Source organism: Pseudomonas sp. MEJ086, from assembly GCF_030209025.1.
GTDB classification, from domain to species: Bacteria; Pseudomonadota; Gammaproteobacteria; order Pseudomonadales; family Pseudomonadaceae; genus Aquipseudomonas; species Aquipseudomonas fulva_A.
Window position 1 is genome coordinate 426,339 of record NZ_JARVSV010000008.1, and the last position, 17,823, is coordinate 444,161.

Genomic DNA, 17,823 nt, shown 5'->3' on the forward strand with positions numbered 1-17,823 from the left:
CTCATTCGGCCGCGTGAGGCGGCGCCGCTCGAAAGCGTGGGTGGAAAACTGGGCATTATAAAAGCAGCGGCAAGCTGCAAGCCACAAGCTACGAGGAAAAGCGCGCCGCAGTTGTTGCATGAAGCGTGCAACGGGAAGCTCGGCGGCAGATTATCTGCGCATTGCGCGTGCTGCACCGCCTCCATCGCTTCGCTCTGCGCCTTGCTCAACGCGCAGCCGTTCAGAACAGGTCGATCGGATCCACATCCAGCGACCAACGCACGGCACGCCCGCTGGGCAGGCCTTCGAGTACCAGCAGCCAGTGGGCGAGCAGCTTGTGCAGGGGCGCGCGGGCATTGCCTTGCAGCAGCAACTGGGCGCGGTAGCGGCCAGCGCGTCGCTCCATGGGTGCTGGCACTGGGCCGAGCAACTCGATTCCTGTCAGGTTCAACTCGCCCAGCAATTGTTCGGCCTCGTTGCAGGCTTCGTCGAGGAAGCCTTCGGCCTGGCCGGGCTTGTGCGCTTCGGCGCGCAGCAGAGCCAGGTGGCAGAACGGCGGCAGTCCGGCGGCGCGACGCTCGCTGAGTGCCTGGTCGGCGAAGGCGAAGTAGCCCTGCTCGGTCAGTTGCACCAGCAGCGGGTGGTCGGCCAGGTGGCTCTGGATAATCACCTTGCCCGGCTCCTCCGCACGCCCGGCACGACCAGCAACCTGGACGATCAGTTGGGCCATGCGTTCGCTGGCACGGAAGTCGGCGGAGAACAGGCCGCCGTCGGCGTCGAGGATGGCCACCAGGGTCACCCGCGGGAAATGGTGACCTTTGGCGAGCATCTGGGTGCCGACCAGGATGCACGGCTCGCCACGCTGGACGGTGTTGAACAGGGTGGTCATGGCCTCCTTGCGCGAGGTGGTGTCGCGGTCGACCCGCAGCACCGGCACGTCGGGGAACAGGATCTCCAGACGCTCCTCCGCACGTTCGGTGCCAGCACCGACCGGGCGCAGGTCGACGTTATTGCAGCTCGGGCAATTGCTCGGCTGGCGTTCGGCATGGCCGCAATGGTGGCAGCGCAGTTCACGGCTGCGCTGGTGCACGGTCATGCGCGCGTCGCAGCGTGGGCATTGCGACAGCCAGCCACATTCGTGACACAGCAGCGTTGGTGCGAAACCGCGGCGATTGAGAAAAACCAGCACCTGCTGACCGGCAGCCAGGGTCTGGGCGATGGCCTGTTGCAGCGGCGGGGACATGCCGGCGTCGAGCGGGCGGCTCTTGATATCCAGGCGCAGGAAGCGTGGCGACTGGGCGCCACCGGCACGCTGATTCATGCGCAGCATGGCATAACGGCCGCTGTGGGCGTTGTGCAGGCTTTCCAGCGAGGGAGTGGCCGAGCCGAGCACGATCGGTACGTTTTCCTGGTGAGCGCGCACCACCGCGAGGTCGCGTGCGTGGTAGCGCAGGCCTTCCTGCTGTTTGTAGGACGCGTCGTGTTCTTCGTCGATGATGATCAGGCCGGGCCGCTTCATCGGCGTGAACAGTGCCGAGCGTGTGCCGATGATGATGTCGGCCTCGCCATCGCGGGCGGCCAGCCAGGCATCCAGGCGCTCACGGTCATTGACTGCCGAGTGCAGCAGGGCGATGCGCGCGTTGAAACGGCGCTCGAAGCGCGCCAGGGTCTGCGGGCCGAGGTTGATTTCCGGAATCAGCACCAGTGCCTGCTTGCCAGCTTCCAGTGTCTCGCGGATCAGTTGCAGGTAGACCTCGGTCTTGCCGCTGCCGGTGACGCCGGCAAGCAGAAACGCATTGAAACTGTCGAAGCCGGCACGTACCGCCTCGGCTGCCGCGCGTTGCTCCGCATTGAGCGGCAGTTCCGGCTGAGCCAGCCAGTTGGCATGTCGCTCCGGGCTGCTCAGGCGGCGAACCTCGACGCGCACCAGGCCTTTTTCCTGCAGTAGCTGCAAGCTGTCGCGGTTGATCTGCAGCTGGCTGAGCAGTTGATGGGCAACCCCGTGGGGGTGCTGGGCGATGGTCTTCAGGGCATCGCGCTGGCGGGGCGCGCGCGCCAGCCGCGGGTCGTCCAGGTGGGCGTCCTTGGCGATCAGCCAGAAGCGCTCCTGGCGTGCTTCTGCCGGCTCCCCTTGGCGCAATAGCACCGGCAATGCCCAGCTTAGGGTGTCGCCCAGACTGTGCTGGTAGTACTGCGCCGTCCACTGGCACAGGCGCAGCAGTGCCGGCGGCATGGGCGATTGCAGGTCGAGCAGTTGCAGGGCCGGCTTCAGTTTGTTGGCCGGTACGTCGCTGTGGTCGCTGATCTCGACTAGTATGCCGATCATCTCGCGGCGGCCGAACGGCACGCGCAGCCGCGCTCCTGGACGCAGGTCGCGGGCCGACACACCCGGTGGGGCGAGGTAGTCGAACAGGCGGCGCAGCGGCGAGGGGAGGGCAAGTCGCAGGATGGCGTCGGGCACGCGGAGGCTCCAGGCAGGCGAGGCGCGATATTAACAGGCCCTTGAAAAACCACCTACGCTGCCAGCGCCGTGGTCACGCACGCTCGACAAGGCGCTTGCGGTTAACGCATTGCAGCGCTGCCGAAGGGCGGGTGGAGCTGCCCATGCTAATTTGCGGTGCAGGGTTTTTGCAGCGGCCCGCCAGTACGCCTTGCCTGGCGACGGCCGGCAGAGTCCGTGGCTTGCATCGTGGCTGTGCTCTGGTATGATCCGCGGCCAACCTACGTGCGGTACCCGACATCCAGTCTGGTGGCGGCACAAGACCCGAGGAAAGAATCATGAAAGCCGATATCCATCCGGAATACGTTGCCATCGACGCCACCTGCAGCTGCGGCAACGTCATCAAGACTCGCTCCACGCTGGCCAAGCCGCTGAGCCTGGACGTGTGCTCCGAGTGCCACCCGTTCTACACCGGCAAGCAGAAAGTGCTGGACGCTGGCGGCCGTATCGACCGCTTCAAGCAGCGTTTCGGTGTGTTCGGCGCCAAGTAAGCGTCCGAGCAGCGAAGAAAGCCCAGATGGCTGTTTTCGCACTATTGAAGAAGGCGTCCCTCGTGGGCGCCTTTTTCGTTTCTGTCGCATGCCTTCCGGCCCATGCCTTCTGCCCGGCTCCCGGCAAGCTGGCCCAGGTCAAGGTACAGCGCGTGGTGGATGGCGATACCCTGCGGCTGGTGGATGGTCGCAGTGTCCGCCTGATCGGTATCAATGCCCCGGAGCTGGCGCGCAAGGGGCGGCCCGCGGAGCCATATGCCGAGGCCGCGCGTGATCGCCTTAGCCAGTTGGTGGAGGCCAATGGCGGGCGTGTGGGCGTCAAGGCCGGTGAGCAGAAAAAGGATCGCTACGGGCGTACCCTGGCTCATCTGTATGACCGCGGCGGCAAGAACCTCGAAGCGCGGATGCTGGCCGAGGGTCTAGGTCAGCTGGTTGCGGTCGCGCCCAATGCGGCGCTGGTAACCTGTCATCGTCAGGCCGAGCGCCAGGCTCGCAGTGCCCGGGTCGGGCTTTGGTCGCAGTTGCGCCCCTTGCCGGCGCGGGCCGTTCGCAGCGGGGGCTTCGCGCTGCTCGAGGGGCAGGTACAACGGGTCGAGCGCAACCGGGGCGGGGTCTGGGTCGAGCTTGGCCATTCAGTGGTGCTGCGTATCGCGCCACAGGTACTGGATACCTTCGATCCGAAGCTGTTGCGTGAATTGCAGGGCAAGCGAATCGAAGCGCGTGGCTGGATGATCGACCGCTCCCGCAAGGGTGGGCTGAAGACCGGCCAGGCACGCTGGATGCTGCCTCTGACCCACGGGGCCATGCTGGAGGTATTGCCGTGATGATTCGCCTGCTGGTCGCGCTCTCGCTATTGGCCGTGCTGGCCGGTTGTGCGGTCAACCCGGCAACCGGGCGCAACGATTTCGTGATGATGAGCGAGGCTCAGGAGCTCGCCCTTGGTCGTGACGCTCATCAGCAGATTCTTCAGCAATACCCGCGTTACGCCGACGAGGCGCTGCAGGCCTATGTGCAGCGTGTGGGTGAACGCGTGGCGCGGCACAGCCATCGCGGTCAGTTGGACTACCGGTTCACGGTGATCGACAGCCCGGATATCAATGCCTTCGCGCTGCCGGGCGGCTACATCTATATCCATCGCGGTCTGTTGGCTTACCTGGGCTCCGAGGCGGAGCTGGGCTCCGAGGCGGAGCTGGCGGCGGTACTCGGGCACGAAGTCGGCCATGTCACGGCGCGCCATGGCGTGCGCCAGCAAAGCCAGTCGACGGCCTGGGGCATTCTCGGTCAGGCGGTGGCGATGGGTACCGGAGTCGGTGCGGCAGCGGATGTGACCGGCGCTCTGGGGACGGCATTCGTGCGTGGTTATGGTCGTGACATGGAGCTGGAGGCCGATGGCCTCGGGGCGCAATACCTGGCGCGCGGCGGCTACGACCCGCAGGCGATGATCGAAGTGGTCAAGGTGCTCAAGCTGCAGGAGGATTTCGCTCGTGATCAGGCTGCCAGGCGCGGTGAGCAGCAACCTGCTGGTGGCTACCACGGCCTGTTCGATACTCACCCTGACAACGATCGGCGCCTGCAGCAGGTGCTTGGCCCTGCCCGCGCGTTGGTGAACGGGCAGCAGGAGGTCAATCGCGACGCTTTTCTCCAGCGTCTGCAGAACCTGCCCTTTGGTGATTCGGCCGAAAGTGGTATCCGGCGCGGTGAGCGCTTCTATCATCGTGACCTCGACTTCGCGCTGACCTTCCCCCGGGGCTGGAGCATCATCAATCAGCCGCAGACGCTGATCGGTCACTCGGCTGACGAGCAGGTCTTCGTCGCCATGACTCTCGAGGACAACCCCCGTAAGCTCGATGCCGCGACGTTGCTGCGTCAGCGTATCGGCGGCAATCGCCTGCGCGAGGAGGCGCCGTTGCAGCAGGCTGGCCTGCAGGGTCACATGGGGGTGATCGACGGCAGTGCGCCGCGTCGGGTAGCCGCTATTCTCAAGGGCGGCAAAGCGTACCTGTTCGTCGGTGCGGTAAAAGGCCGCGCAGTGCAGGCGCAGGACGATGCCCAGTTCATCGCCGCGATCAAGAGTTTCCGGCCGTTGCAGGCTGCCGAGCGCACGTTGGCCGAGCCGTTGAGGCTGCAGTTGGTGCGCGTGAAGGCGGGCCAGACGGTCAAGGCCCTGGCGGCGAAGAGCGGCCTTTCCGGTGATGCCGAAGGCAGCCTGCGCCTGCTCAACAATCTTTATCCACAGGGCGAGCCCCGTCCCGGTGAATGGTTCAAGACGGTTCGCTGAGTCACGTTTGCAGGCTGACTGCATAGTCTTGTGCAGGCCCCTGCAACTTGCGTATCCTCGGCCGCCTGCCAGTCAATAGCCCCAAAAAGCGGAAATGCCACTATGTCTGATCTGAAAACTGCCGCTCTCGAATACCATGAGAAGCCCCGTCCAGGTAAGTTGAGCGTCGAACTCACCAAGCCTACCGCCACTGCCCGTGATCTCTCTCTGGCCTACAGCCCGGGCGTCGCCGAGCCGGTGCGCGAGATCGCTCGCGATCCGGAGCTCGCCTACCGCTACACCGGTAAAGGCAACCTGGTAGCAGTCATTTCCGACGGCACCGCGATCCTCGGTCTGGGCGACCTCGGCCCGTTGGCCTCCAAGCCGGTCATGGAAGGCAAGGGTGTACTGTTCAAGCGTTTCGCCGGTGTCGATGTGTTCGACATCGAAGTCGATGCCGAGAGCCCGCAGGCGTTCATCGACACCGTCAAGCGTATCTCCATCACCTTCGGTGGCATCAATCTGGAAGATATCAAGGCTCCCGAGTGCTTCGAGATCGAGCGCGCGCTGATCGAGCAGTGCGACATCCCGGTCTTCCACGATGACCAGCACGGTACCGCGATCGTGACCGCGGCCGGCATGCTCAACGCCCTGGAAATTGCCGGCAAGACCCTGCCGGAGGCCAAGATCGTCTGCCTGGGCGCCGGCGCCGCAGCCATCTCCTGCATGAAGCTGCTGGTGAGCATGGGTGCCAAGGTCGAGAACATCTTCATGATCGACCGCAAGGGTGTGATCCACGCCGGTCGTGATGATCTGAACCAGTACAAGGCGGTATTCGCCACCGAAACCACCAAGCGCACTCTGGAAGATGCGCTGACCGGTGCCGACGTGTTCGTCGGTCTGTCCGGCCCGGATCTGCTGAGTGCCGAAGGCCTCAAGCTGATGGCGCCGAATCCGATCGTGTTCGCGTGCTCGAACCCGGATCCGGAGATCAAGCCGGAGCTGGCGCATGCCACCCGTAACGACGTGATCATGGCCACCGGTCGCTCCGACTACCCGAACCAGGTCAACAACGTGCTGGGTTTCCCGTTCATCTTCCGTGGTGCCCTGGACGTTCGTGCCACCCGCATCAACGAAGAGATGAAGATCGCTGCCGCCAACGCTCTGCGTGAGCTGGCCAAGCTGCCGGTACCGCAGGAAGTCTGCGACGCCTACGGCGGCATCTCCCTGGAGTTCGGTCGCGAGTACATCATTCCGAAGCCGATGGATGCCCGTCTGATCACCGTGGTCTGCGATGCGGTGGCCAAGGCTGCCATCGAAAGCGGTGTGGCGACCCTGCCGTATCCCAAGCACTACCCGCTGCAGTCGGTCGCCGACGTGTTCAACGGCTGAGTGATGGATTGGTGACATGAGAAACCCGCTTCGGCGGGTTTTTTTGTGGCTGCGTTTTAAGGGCGAGGCACCTATGCCTGGGAAGTCATGGCCTGGCCATTGATGCGCGGTAGCAGGAGAGGGAGGGCAAGTGAAGGCCCTGCGGCTCGGGTGCGGCGGCTGCAAGCGTGAACCTGCAGTCGCCGACGTTTCGTCAGAACAGGTCGATCGGCGCCGCCTCGTCGGCAGGCAGTGGGCTGCCTGGCGCGCCCATGCCTGGGTCGAGTTCGTTCATGGGGGGCGGCGAGTCTTCGCTCTTGAACAACTCGAAATAGGCATCTGGTGTGCCTGGTGCCGCTGCGCGGCCGCTGTGCGGATCGACACGCAGGGTCAGGATGCCGTCAGGCTCGGCCGGGCTGTGGTTGGGCTTGTCCTTGAGCGCGGCGCCCATGTAGCTCATCCAGATCGGTAGGGCCACGGTACCGCCGTACTCGTTGCGCCCCAGGCTTTCCGGTTGATCGAAACCTGCCCACACGGTGGTTACGTAATCGGCGTTGTAGCCGGAAAACCAGCTGTCCTTGGATTCGTTGGTGGTCCCGGTCTTGCCCGCCAGGTCGGTTCTGCCCAGCGCCATGGCTCGGCGCCCGGTGCCGCGCTTGATCACGTCCTGCAGCATGCTGGTCATGATGTAGGCGGTGCGCTCGTCAAGAATGCGTTCGGCTTGGGCCGGCTCCGGTGCTTCGGGCAACTGCTCCGGTTTGGCTTGCGCGGCGCTCATCACGCCTTCTTCGTTGACCGGTGGCGGCACTTCAGGCTGTGCGGCATTGGGCACGCTTGGCGGGTTGGCGATGAACAGCGGATCACCATGGCGATTGTCGATGCGCTGAATCAGGTACGGTTGAACCTTGTGCCCGCCATTGGCGAACGTCGTCCAGCCGGTGGCGATTTCCATCGGGGTGAGGTTGGCGGTACCGAGTGCCAGCGACAGGTTTCGTGGCAGGTCCTGACGGTTGAAGCCGAAGCGCTCGATATAGCGCAGGGTCTGCTCGATACCCATGGCCTGCAGCAGGCGAATCGATACCAGATTGCGCGACTTGTACAAGGCTTCCCGCAGGCGGATCGGGCCAAGGAAGGTGTTGTTGTCGTTCTTCGGACGCCACACCTGGTCCATGTAGTCGTCGACGAACACGATCGGGGCATCGTTGACCAGGCTCGAGGCGGTGTAGCCGTTGTCCAGCGCGGCACTGTAGATGAACGGCTTGAAGCTCGAGCCGGGCTGACGTTTGGCCTGAATCGCGCGGTTGTAGTTGCTCTGCTCGAAGGAGAAACCGCCAACCAGAGCGCGAATCGCGCCGTTCTGCGGGTCGAGAGAAACCAGGGCGCTCTGTGCGCTTGGCAGTTGCACGAAGCGCAGGCTTTCGTCGTCCTGGCGCTGCACGCGAATCAGGTCGCCGATCTGTACCACGTCAGCTGGCTGCTGCGGTCTGGGTCCCAGGCTGTTGGTGTTGAGGAAGGGGCGAGCCCATTTCATGCTGTCCCAGGAAACGGCCTCCTCGCTGCCGCGACGCGTGAGTACCAGAATGCCGCTTTTCTCGACCTGGGTAACGATGGCTGGCTCCAGCCCACCGCGTAGGCCCTGCTTGCTCAGCTCGGCCTGCCAGGTTTCCCGGGTCATGCCGGGCAAGCGGCTTTCCGGGCCTCGATAGCCGTGGCGTTGGTCGTAGTCGATCAAACCGTCACGCAGCGCCTTGTTGGCCATCTGCTGAAGATCGCTGGGCACCGTGGTGGTGACGTTGAAGCCCTGGGTGTATGCGTCGCTGCCATAACGACCGACCATCTCGGCGCGCGCCATTTCGGCCACGTAAGGTGCCGGCACCTCAGGAGTTTGCACGTGATAGCTGGCATCCACCGGCTCGGCGAGCGCTGTCTCGTAACGAGCCTGATCGATGCGGCCCAGGCGGTGCATGCGGCCGAGGATCCAGTCACGACGCTCCTTGGCACGGGTCGGGTTGGTCAGCGGGTTGAAGGCCGAAGGTGCCTTGGGAAGACCGGCTATCGTCGCAAGCTGGGAAAGGCTCAAGTCTCGGATGGATTTGCCGTAATAGACTTGAGCGGCGGCTTCGATTCCGTATGCACGGTGGCCGAGGTAGATCTTGTTGACGTAGAGCTCGAGGATTTCGTTCTTGCTCAATTCGCGCTCGATCTGCAGAGCGAGAAGAATTTCGGTGATCTTGCGCGAGAAGCTACGCTCACTGGTGAGGAAGAAGTTCTTCGCCACCTGCATGGTGATGGTGCTACCACCCGATTGAATTTGACCGGTTTTCAATAATTGCGTGGCAGCGCGCATCAGGCTCGTAAGATCAACGCCATAATGGTTTGCGAAATTGTCGTCCTCTGCGGCGAGCAGTGCGCTGGTGAAGTCAGGCGGAATGTCGGCGAAGGCGATGGGGGAACGGCGCATTTCTCCGAATTCTGCGATGAGCTTCCCATCGCTGCTGTAGACGCGAAGCGGGATCTGCAGCTCTATGCTGCGAAGGGCATCGACAGAGGGTAGAGTCGGGCTCAGGTAGAGGAAGGCACCGCTGACGCTGAGTAGTAGCGCACAAAAAACAGCGATAACGGACCAACAGAAAAACTTCAGCAAACGCATCAAGATTTTTGGATTTCCAGATAAAAGAACGAGTTAAGCGGAAGACAAAGCGAAAAGGCAAAAACTGATCACATTATAAGCGTTTTTTTTGCTGGGGAGCCATTTGCGCTTCTGTCAAGTCTGCTATTTAATGTGGAAAAACATAAATCGTCCGTAAGTTATGGATGTGAATAGGAAATCGGTCGTGCTAGGGCTCTTCAGTAAGAAAGCGAATACGCTTTTGGGGATCGATATAAGTTCGACCTCAGTCAAGCTCCTCGAATTGAGTCGCTCAGGAAGCCGCTACAAGGTAGAGGCTTACGCTGTCGAGCCGCTCCCCGCCAATGCTGTCGTCGAAAAGAACATCGCCGAACTCGAGGGAGTCGGTCAGGCGTTGTCGCGGGTTCTGGCCAAGGCCAAGACCAATGTGCGTTCGGTTTCCGTCGCCGTGGCCGGCTCTGCGGTGATCACCAAGACCGTCGAGATGGAAGCGGGGCTTTCGGACGATGAGCTGGAAAACCAGATCAAGCTCGAAGCTGACCAGTACATTCCGTACCCGCTGGAAGAGGTGGCGATCGATTTCGAGGTCCAGGGCATCTCTGCGCGCAATTCCGAGCGGGTCGAAGTGCTGCTGGCAGCCTGCCGCAAGGAAAACGTCGAAGTTCGCGAGGCGGCTCTTGCGCTGGCTGGGCTGACTGCCAAGGTGGTGGATGTCGAGGCCTATGCGCTGGAGCGTGCCTATGGGTTGCTTTCCGAGCAGCTCGGTGGCGTGCATGACGATCTGACCGTGGCCGTCGTCGATATCGGCGCGACCATGACCACCCTCAGCGTGCTGCACAACGGGCGTACCATCTACACCCGTGAGCAACTGTTCGGTGGTCGTCAGTTGACCGAGGAAATCCAGCGCCGTTATGGCCTGTCCGTCGATGAGGCCGGCCTTGCCAAGAAGCAGGGTGGCTTGCCCGACGACTATGAAAGCGAAGTATTGCAGCCCTTCAAGGACGCGCTCGTGCAGCAGGTGTCCCGTTCCCTGCAGTTCTTCTTCGCTGCTGGCCAGTACAACGATGTGGATTACATCCTGCTGGCGGGTGGCACGGCCTCGATCCCTGATCTGGACCGTCTCATTCAGCAGAAGATCGGTACCCAGACGCTGGTCGCCAACCCGTTCGCGGACATGGCCCTGAGCGGCAAGGTCAATGCAGGGGCACTGGCCAGTGATGCGCCGGCACTGATGATTGCCTGCGGCCTGGCGATGAGGAGTTTCGACTGATGGCGCGCATTAACCTCCTTCCCTGGCGTGAACAGCTGCGCGAAGAGCGCAAGCAGCGTTTTCTGGTCAGCCTTGGCGGCCTTTTGGTCGTAGCTGCAGGCGTGGTCTTTCTGGGTGATCAGTATCTCAGCGGCGAAATCGAGAACCAGCAGGCGCGCAACGACTTCGTGCGCAAGGAAATCGCTGTTCTCGATACGCGAATCGCCGAGATCAGCGAGCTGCGCACACGCCGCCAGCAATTGCTCGAGCGGATGAAGATCATTCAGGACCTGCAGGGCAATCGCCCGATCATTGGTCGTGTGTTCGATCAACTGGTGCGGACCTTGCCTGATGGCGTGTATTTCACCGGGGTGAAAATGACCGACAAGACCATTGCGATCGTCGGTGCGGCCGAATCCAACAGTCGGGTTTCCAGTCTCATGCGTGACATGGACGCCTCCGACTGGTTGGCAGCGCCCAACCTGACCGAGGTCAAGGCGGTTACCGCTGGAGCGGTGGACCAGGCCAATACCTTTCAGTTGACCGTGCAGCAAGCGCAGCCGGTCAAGCAAGAAGCGGAGGTCAAGCCATGAGCCTCAACGATTCCCTGGCGAGCCTGCGCAAGGTCGACTTCAACGATCTCGACCTCAACAACATTGGATCCTGGCCCGCTGCGGTCAAGGTCATCGCTGGCATCATCGCCGTGATACTGGTGCTGGCGCTCGGCTACAACTTCCACCTGAAAGATCTGCAGGCAAGCCTTGATCAGCAGCGCATGGAAGAGGAGTCGCTCAAGGAGCAGTTCTCGACCAAGGCGTTTCAGGCCGCCAACCTCGAAGCCTACCGCGACCAGATGAAGGAAGCGGAGGTCTCGTTCGGTGCCCTGCTCAAGCAATTGCCAAGCGATACGGAGGTCCCGGGGCTGCTCGAGGACATTACCCGCATCGGTCTGGACAGTGGTCTGGAGTTCGAGGAAATCAAGTTGCTGCCGGAAGTCACTCAGCCGTTCTATATCGAGCTGCCGATTCAGATCAAGGTGGTCGGTGGTTATCATGACCTGGCGACCTTCGTCAGCGGTGTCGCCAGCCAGCCACGCATCGTCACGTTGCATGATTTCGAACTGGTTCCTGCGGCAGAGGGGAGCACCTCGAAGCTGCGCATGAGCATTCTTGCCAAGACCTATCGTTATAACGACAAGGGAGCACAGCCATGAAGCGTGTCTTCCTGTCGAGCCTGCTGTTGCTCAGCCTGAGTGGTTGCGGTGGAGGTGATTTCAGTGACCTTCAGGCCTACATGGATGAGGTGCGCGCGCGGCCGAAAGGCCAGATCGAGCCGCTTCCGCAGCCTGAGCCCTATGAAAGCTTCACCTATAGCGCAGCAGCGTTGCGCAGCCCGTTCCAGCCCCCCGTGAAGATCGACCTGGTCAATCGGACGAAGGGGGATAAGGAAATCAAGCCGGACGAAACCCGGATCAAGCAGTTCCTCGAGGGTTTCAATATCGAGCTCTTCGAAATGGTCGGCACCTTGGCCAATGGCAACGGCTCGTTCGCGCTGGTCAGCGGTGCCGGTGGTGTTCATCGCGTCAGGGTCGGGGATTACCTGGGGCGCAATGAAGGCCGTATCGTGGCCATTGACAGTGCCAAGATCGACGTCGTCGAAATCGTCCCTGACGGTGATGGTGGCTGGCTCGAGCGCCCCCGTACCCTCACTCTGAAGGAGCGCTCCTGAGGAGCGAGGTGAAGCATGAAAAGAAATAACCGGTCTGCCAAACGGAACCCAAGCATGAACAGCTCTCTTTCGCGTCTCAGCGTTTCGCTGCTGGCGATCCTGCTCTCTCCCGCAGCCCTGGCAGCCAATCTGCAAGCGCTGGATGTCGTAGCTCTGCCGGGTGACCGCGTCGAGCTGAAACTGTCATTCGACGAGCCGGTCACCGCACCGCGTGGTTATACCATCGAGCAGCCAGCCCGTATCGCGCTGGATCTGCCAGGCGTTTCCAACAAGCTGGGCGTCAAGAACCGCGAGCTGGGGATGGGCAATGCGCGCAGCCTTACCGTGGTCGAGGCCAAGGATCGCACACGGTTGATCATCAACCTGTCCAGTCTGGCGCCTTACAATACCCGTACCGAAGGCAACAACCTGTTCGTTCAGGTTGGAACCGGGGTCGCCACTTCCTCAGCCAGCGCCTCAGCCGCCCCGGCGAGCGCGCCGGCGGCTGCACGCACTGCCCCCGTGGCCGCTACACCGGTTGCCGCCCCGGCTACTCCGAAAGTCTTCGGTGCAGTCAACAAGGCGATCAGCAATATCGATTTCCAGCGCGGCGAGCAGGGTGAAGGCAACGTCGTCATCAACCTCTCCGACGCCTCGGTCAGCCCCGATATCCAGGAGCGCGGCGGCAAGATCATCCTGAATTTCAACCGCACCCAGTTGCCCGAAGCCTTGCGTGTCCGCCTGGATGTGAAGGACTTCGCTACGCCGGTGCAGTTCGTCAGCGCCAGTGGTGCCGGTGACGATGCGAGCATCGTCATCGAGCCCGTCGGTGCTTTCGACTACCTGGCCTATCAGACCGAAAACAAGCTGACTCTGAGCGTCAAGCCGTTGACCCAGGAAGACGCCGATAAGCGTCAGGCCGAGCGTTTCGCCTATACCGGCGAGAAGCTGTCGCTGAACTTCCAGGATATCGACGTGCGTTCCGTGCTGCAGCTGATCGCTGATTTCACCGACCTCAACCTGGTCGCCAGTGACACCGTGGCCGGCAACATCACCCTGCGCCTGCAGAACGTGCCCTGGGATCAGGCGCTGGATCTGGTGCTGAAAACCAAGGGGCTCGACAAGCGCCAGATCGGTAACGTGCTGCTGGTTGCGCCCGCTGAAGAGATCGCCGCCCGTGAGCGCCAGGAGCTGGAGTCGCAGAAGCAGATTGCCGAGTTGGCACCGCTACGCCGCGAGTTGATTCAGGTCAACTACGCCAAGGCTGCCGACATGGCCAAGCTGTTCCAGTCGGTGACCAGTGCCGATGGTGGTGCGGCTGACGATCGTGGCTCAATTACCGTCGATGAACGCACCAACAGCATCATCGCTTATCAGACCCAGGAGCGTCTGGACGAGCTGCGCCGAATCGTGGCTCAGCTCGACGTGGCGGTTCGTCAGGTGATGATCGAGGCGCGTATCGTTGAGGCCAGGGTCAACTATGACAAGGCGCTGGGTGTACGTTGGGGGGGCAGCGCAAGGCGGGGGGCATGGGATGTAAGTGGTAAGGACGGTGTTCAGGCTTTTGATGAGGATACTGGTGCCAGAGCTCCTTTCGTTGGTACTGATACTATCGGCAGCACTTCGCTGGACGATGGATTGGCGCGCTTACCTTTCGTGGATATGGGCGTAGCCAACAGCACTTCCGGTATTGGTATTGGCTTCTTGAGCAATAACGTTGTCCTGGATCTGCAGCTTTCCGCGATGGAAAGCTCGGGTAATGGCGAGATAGTTTCCCAGCCCAAGGTCGTGACTTCCGACAAGGAGACCGCGAAGATTCTCAAGGGGCAGGAGATTCCTTACCAGGAAGCCAGCTCCAGTGGCGCGACTTCGACATCCTTCAAGGAAGCGGCATTGTCCTTGGAGGTGACTCCACAGATCACGCCGGATAACCGGATCATCATGGAAGTCAAGGTCACCAAGGATGCGCCAGACTTTGCTAATGCCGTCAACAATGTGCCGCCGATCAACAAGAACGAGGTCAATGCAAAAGTTCTGGTTGCAGACGGTGAAACCATCGTGATCGGTGGGGTGTTTGAAAATACCCAGACCAAGTCCACGGAGAAGGTCCCTTTCCTTGGCGACGTGCCTTATCTGGGGCGTTTGTTCCGTCGCGATACGGTCACCGACAACAAGACTGAGTTGCTGGTTTTCATCACTCCGCGCATCATGAACACTTCCGCGGTGGCCGTGAGTCGGTAATTTGTGCGTAATCTGATCCTTGTCGGCCCGATGGGTGCTGGAAAGAGCACCATCGGGCGCTTGCTTGCCAAAGAGTTGCGGTTGCCATTCAAGGACTCCGACAAGGAGATCGAGCAGCGTACCGGTGCAGACATTCCCTGGATTTTCGATGTCGAGGGTGAACAGGGCTTCCGTGAGCGCGAGCAGGCGGTAATCTGCTCGCTTTGCGAGTCCGATGGTCTGGTGTTGGCCACTGGGGGCGGTGCGGTCTTGCGGCCGTTGAATCGCCAGGCATTGCGTGCGGGAGGGCGCGTGGTCTATCTGCATGCGTCCGTCGAGCAGCAGATCGATCGCACTGCGCGCGATCGCAATCGCCCATTGCTGCGTGCACCCAACCCGGGGCAGGTGCTGGCTGATCTGCTCGCCATTCGTGATCCGCTGTATCGGGAAATCGCCGATGTGATCATCGAAACCGATGAGCGCCCACCGCGTATGGTGGTTCAGGAAATTCTCGAGCGGCTGGAAGCGCTAGCGCCCCGTTAATGACAGGGCCGAACTGCGTTATCCTAGAGCCCTTTTCAATCGGGGGCTCCATGCAAACACTCCATGTCGATCTCGCTGAGCGCAGCTACCCCATTCATATTGGTGACGGCCTGCTCGGTCGTGCCGATCTGCTGACGCCGCATATCGTCGGTCGCCAGGTGGCGATCGTCACCAACGAGACCGTCGCACCCTTGTACCTGGCTGCGCTGGAAGCGACGCTCGCTGAGTACCGGGTCACCTCGGTCGTGCTCCCCGATGGCGAAGCGTTCAAGAACTGGGAAACGCTGCAGACCATCTTCGACGGCTTGCTCGGCGCCCGCCATGACCGGCGGACCACGGTCATTGCCCTTGGTGGTGGAGTGATCGGTGATATGGCGGGGTTCGCGGCGGCCTGCTATCAGCGTGGCGTGAATTTCATCCAGATCCCGACTACGCTGCTTTCCCAGGTCGACTCTTCGGTAGGTGGCAAGACCGGGATCAACCATCCTCTGGGCAAGAACATGGTCGGTGCCTTCTACCAGCCACAGGCGGTACTGATCGACACCCGCAGTCTGGATACACTGCCGCCCCGCGAGCTGTCGGCGGGGCTGGCTGAAGTGATCAAGTATGGATTGATCTGCGACGAGCCTTTCCTTGGCTGGCTCGAGGAGAATATGGCAGCGTTGCGCGGCCTTGATCAGGTTGCACTGACCCAGGCCATCGAGCGCTCCTGTGCGGCCAAGGCGCGTGTGGTGGGCGCCGACGAACGGGAAACCGGCGTGCGCGCCACGCTCAATCTCGGGCATACCTTTGGACATGCCGTCGAAACCCACATGGGGTATGGCGTCTGGTTGCACGGTGAGGCGGTAGCCGCCGGAACGGTGATGGCATTGGAGATGTCTCACCGCCTGGGCTGGCTCACTGCCGATGAGCGCGACCGTGGCATTCGTCTGTTTCTCGCCGCTGGCCTGCCCGTGGTGCCGCCGCAGGCAATGACCCCTGCGGATTTTCTCGAGCACATGGCTGTCGACAAGAAGGTGCTGGATGGCCAGTTGCGTCTGGTACTGCTGCGCTCGCTGGGCGAAGCGGTAGTGACCAGCGATTACCCGCGAGACATCTTGAGTGCCACCCTGGCTGCCGACTATCCGGCACTGGTGGCCCGGCTTAACAATCAGTGAGTATTCAATGACCAGTTTGCACGCCGACGAAGCGTTTCTCGATCACTACCAGTTCACCCATGATCCATTCGCGGCGCGGGTGCCGGGCTTCAAGTTCTTCCCCGCACAGCGCAAGCCGGTGCTTGGGCAATTGCATCACCTGGCCCGCTACAGCCAACTGCTGCTGGTGGTGACGGGGCCGGAGGGCAGTGGCAAGACCTTGCTGCGCCAGGCGCTGGTCGCCAGCACCAACAAGCAGGCCGTTCACAATGTCGTGGTATCCGCTCAGGGCGCTGCCGACCCTGCGACGCTGATGCGGCATATCGCGCAAGGTCTCAACACTCAGCAGACCGATCGGGCCTCGTTGCTGGCTCAGGTCGGTCAGCTTTCGCTGACCGGGCAGGAAGTCTATCTGCTGATCGATGATGCCGAGGAGCTCAGCGAAGCGGCGCTGGAGGCCTTGCTGGTCCTGGCTCAGGGCAGCCCGGAAGGGCGTCCCCACGTCTTCCTGTTCGCCGATACCGATCTCATCTCGCGCCTCGAAGCGCTGGCTGGCGCCGAAGAGGTTTTTCACGTCATCGAGCTGCAGCCCTACGCCGAGGATGAGACGCGCGAGTATCTGGCTCTGCGCCTCGAGGGGGCCGCTCAGGGGATCGAGTTGTTCTCCGACGAGCAGGTCGAACTGATCCATGACCGCTCTGGTGGCTGGCCGGGTGAGATCAATCGTGTTGCCCGCGATGTTCTGGTCGATGCCATGGCATCACGCCGTGGCGCGGCGAAGGCGGGTGGTTTCTCCTTCAACCTGCCCAGAAAGCATCTGTTGGCACTGGGTGTGGTTGCCATCGGTGTGGTCGCGGCCCTGCTGATGCAGGGTCGCTCGGGTTCCACGGATGCTCCGGCAACCCAGGCGCAACTGCCTGTCGATGCTGCGCAGCAGCCGCAGCAGCAACCCGAAACTCAAGCGGCTCAGCCTGGTGCCGAGCAGGGCGCCGATGGTCGGCCTGCCATCGAATTCGCCGGCAGCAATCAGCCCCTGCCCCTGCCTCTGGTTGGTCAATCCCAGCCGGTGATCCGTCAGCCGCTTGCGCAGGCTGCAGGCGAGACGGACGGTGAGGCAAATGTGGAGTTGCCAGAGCCCGTGACAAGCACGCCGGTGACCGTGCCGCCGGTAGCGTCCCAGTCGGCGCCGGCAACTGCGCCGCCCGCCACGCCCGCTCCCGCCCCGGCTCCTCGGGCAGCGCCACCGGTCACGCAGCAGCCGAAGCCGGCTGAACAACCGAAGCCGGCTCCTGCCCCGGCAACAAGGCCTGCTCCCGCCGCTCAAGCGCCCGCGACAGCCGGTGCCGCACAGGGCAGTGGCTGGTATGCGGCGCAGACCAAGAGCCATTACACCCTGCAGATTCTCGGTACCAGCACGGAAGCCAGTGCGCGTTCATTCGTGAGTCAGAACGGCGCGCAATACCGCTACTTCAAGAAGATGCACCAGGGTAAGCCGCTTTTCGTCATCACTTATGGTAGTTTTGCCAGCCGCGACGCCGCCCAGGCTGCCGTGAAGACGCTGCCCGCCAAGGTTCAGGCCGGCAAGCCGTGGCCGAAAACCTTCGCCAGTGTCACTCAGGAAATGGCGCCCTGACAGAAACGTGCCCGTTGCAGCGTAACCGCTGCAACGGGCTCTTTCATTTTTGCGACATTTTATTCCTGTTTTTCGTCACATTGTTCTTTGTGACGCTTCTCTCGCTAT

Annotated in this window: 14 protein-coding genes; 12 read left to right on the plus strand and 2 right to left on the minus strand. The window is 62.0% G+C overall.

The window, feature by feature from the left end; all coding sequences use genetic code 11:
- Window positions 1-220: 220 nt before the first annotated feature.
- Window positions 221-2,440: a primosomal protein N' gene (locus QRN22_RS07190; RefSeq protein ID WP_042552354.1), complete on the minus strand. Its 2,220-nt coding sequence runs from the start codon at window positions 2,438-2,440 to the stop codon at window positions 221-223.
- A gap of 317 nt (window positions 2,441-2,757) precedes the next feature.
- On the opposite strand from QRN22_RS07190, the gene rpmE reads away from it, so the two are divergent.
- From rpmE to QRN22_RS07210, 4 genes are all read left to right on the plus strand, one after another.
- Window positions 2,758-2,970, plus strand: a complete 213-nt coding sequence (gene rpmE / locus QRN22_RS07195; protein WP_042552353.1) for a 50S ribosomal protein L31 — start codon at window positions 2,758-2,760, stop codon at window positions 2,968-2,970.
- Between the two features lie 26 nt (window positions 2,971-2,996).
- Window positions 2,997-3,794, plus strand: coding sequence for a thermonuclease family protein (locus QRN22_RS07200; protein ID WP_042552352.1), 798 nt, complete (start codon window positions 2,997-2,999; stop codon window positions 3,792-3,794).
- Window positions 3,794-5,248, plus strand: a complete 1,455-nt coding sequence (locus QRN22_RS07205; protein ID WP_042552351.1) for a M48 family metalloprotease — start codon at window positions 3,794-3,796, stop codon at window positions 5,246-5,248. Before QRN22_RS07200 ends, QRN22_RS07205 begins: the two co-directional genes overlap by 1 nt.
- 102 nt (window positions 5,249-5,350) lie before the next feature.
- Window positions 5,351-6,619 (plus strand): malic enzyme-like NAD(P)-binding protein, encoded by a 1,269-nt coding sequence (locus QRN22_RS07210; protein WP_042552350.1) that lies wholly within the window; start codon window positions 5,351-5,353, stop codon window positions 6,617-6,619.
- A 193-nt stretch (window positions 6,620-6,812) separates the two neighbouring features.
- Here QRN22_RS07210 and QRN22_RS07215 read toward each other — a convergent pair whose 3' ends face one another.
- Window positions 6,813-9,248, minus strand: coding sequence for a penicillin-binding protein 1A (locus QRN22_RS07215; RefSeq protein WP_373565130.1), 2,436 nt, complete (start codon window positions 9,246-9,248; stop codon window positions 6,813-6,815).
- A 184-nt stretch (window positions 9,249-9,432) separates the two neighbouring features.
- Here QRN22_RS07215 and QRN22_RS07220 point away from each other — a divergent pair, with 184 nt between their 5' ends.
- Genes QRN22_RS07220 through QRN22_RS07255 form a run of 8 tightly spaced genes read left to right on the plus strand, consistent with a single transcriptional unit; the run spans window position 9,433 to window position 17,715 of the window.
- Complete coding sequence (locus tag QRN22_RS07220; RefSeq protein ID WP_042552348.1) at window positions 9,433-10,497, plus strand: pilus assembly protein PilM; 1,065 nt, start codon at window positions 9,433-9,435, stop codon at window positions 10,495-10,497.
- Window positions 10,497-11,069: a PilN domain-containing protein gene (locus QRN22_RS07225; RefSeq protein WP_042552347.1), complete on the plus strand. Its 573-nt coding sequence runs from the start codon at window positions 10,497-10,499 to the stop codon at window positions 11,067-11,069. The genes QRN22_RS07220 and QRN22_RS07225 overlap by 1 nt, the downstream gene beginning before the upstream one ends.
- Entirely contained in the window at window positions 11,066-11,689 is a 624-nt protein-coding gene (pilO, locus tag QRN22_RS07230; protein WP_042552346.1) for a type 4a pilus biogenesis protein PilO, read from the plus strand. The genes QRN22_RS07225 and pilO overlap by 4 nt, the downstream gene beginning before the upstream one ends.
- A complete protein-coding gene (gene pilP / locus QRN22_RS07235) occupies window positions 11,686-12,204 on the plus strand; it encodes a type 4a pilus biogenesis lipoprotein PilP (protein ID WP_042552345.1) in 519 nt (172 codons plus the stop codon). Before pilO ends, pilP begins: the two co-directional genes overlap by 4 nt.
- Before the next feature lie 54 nt (window positions 12,205-12,258).
- On the plus strand, window positions 12,259-14,424 hold the full coding sequence (locus QRN22_RS07240; RefSeq protein ID WP_042552344.1) for a type IV pilus secretin PilQ: 2,166 nt from the start codon (window positions 12,259-12,261) through the stop codon (window positions 14,422-14,424).
- A 3-nt stretch (window positions 14,425-14,427) separates the two neighbouring features.
- A complete protein-coding gene (gene aroK / locus QRN22_RS07245) occupies window positions 14,428-14,946 on the plus strand; it encodes a shikimate kinase AroK (RefSeq protein ID WP_042552343.1) in 519 nt (172 codons plus the stop codon).
- Window positions 14,947-14,996: 50 nt separating this feature from the next.
- Window positions 14,997-16,103, plus strand: a complete 1,107-nt coding sequence (aroB, locus tag QRN22_RS07250; RefSeq protein ID WP_179539696.1) for a 3-dehydroquinate synthase — start codon at window positions 14,997-14,999, stop codon at window positions 16,101-16,103.
- A gap of 7 nt (window positions 16,104-16,110) precedes the next feature.
- Window positions 16,111-17,715 (plus strand): SPOR domain-containing protein, encoded by a 1,605-nt coding sequence (locus QRN22_RS07255; RefSeq protein ID WP_042552249.1) that lies wholly within the window; start codon window positions 16,111-16,113, stop codon window positions 17,713-17,715.
- Window positions 17,716-17,823 lie beyond the last annotated feature (108 nt).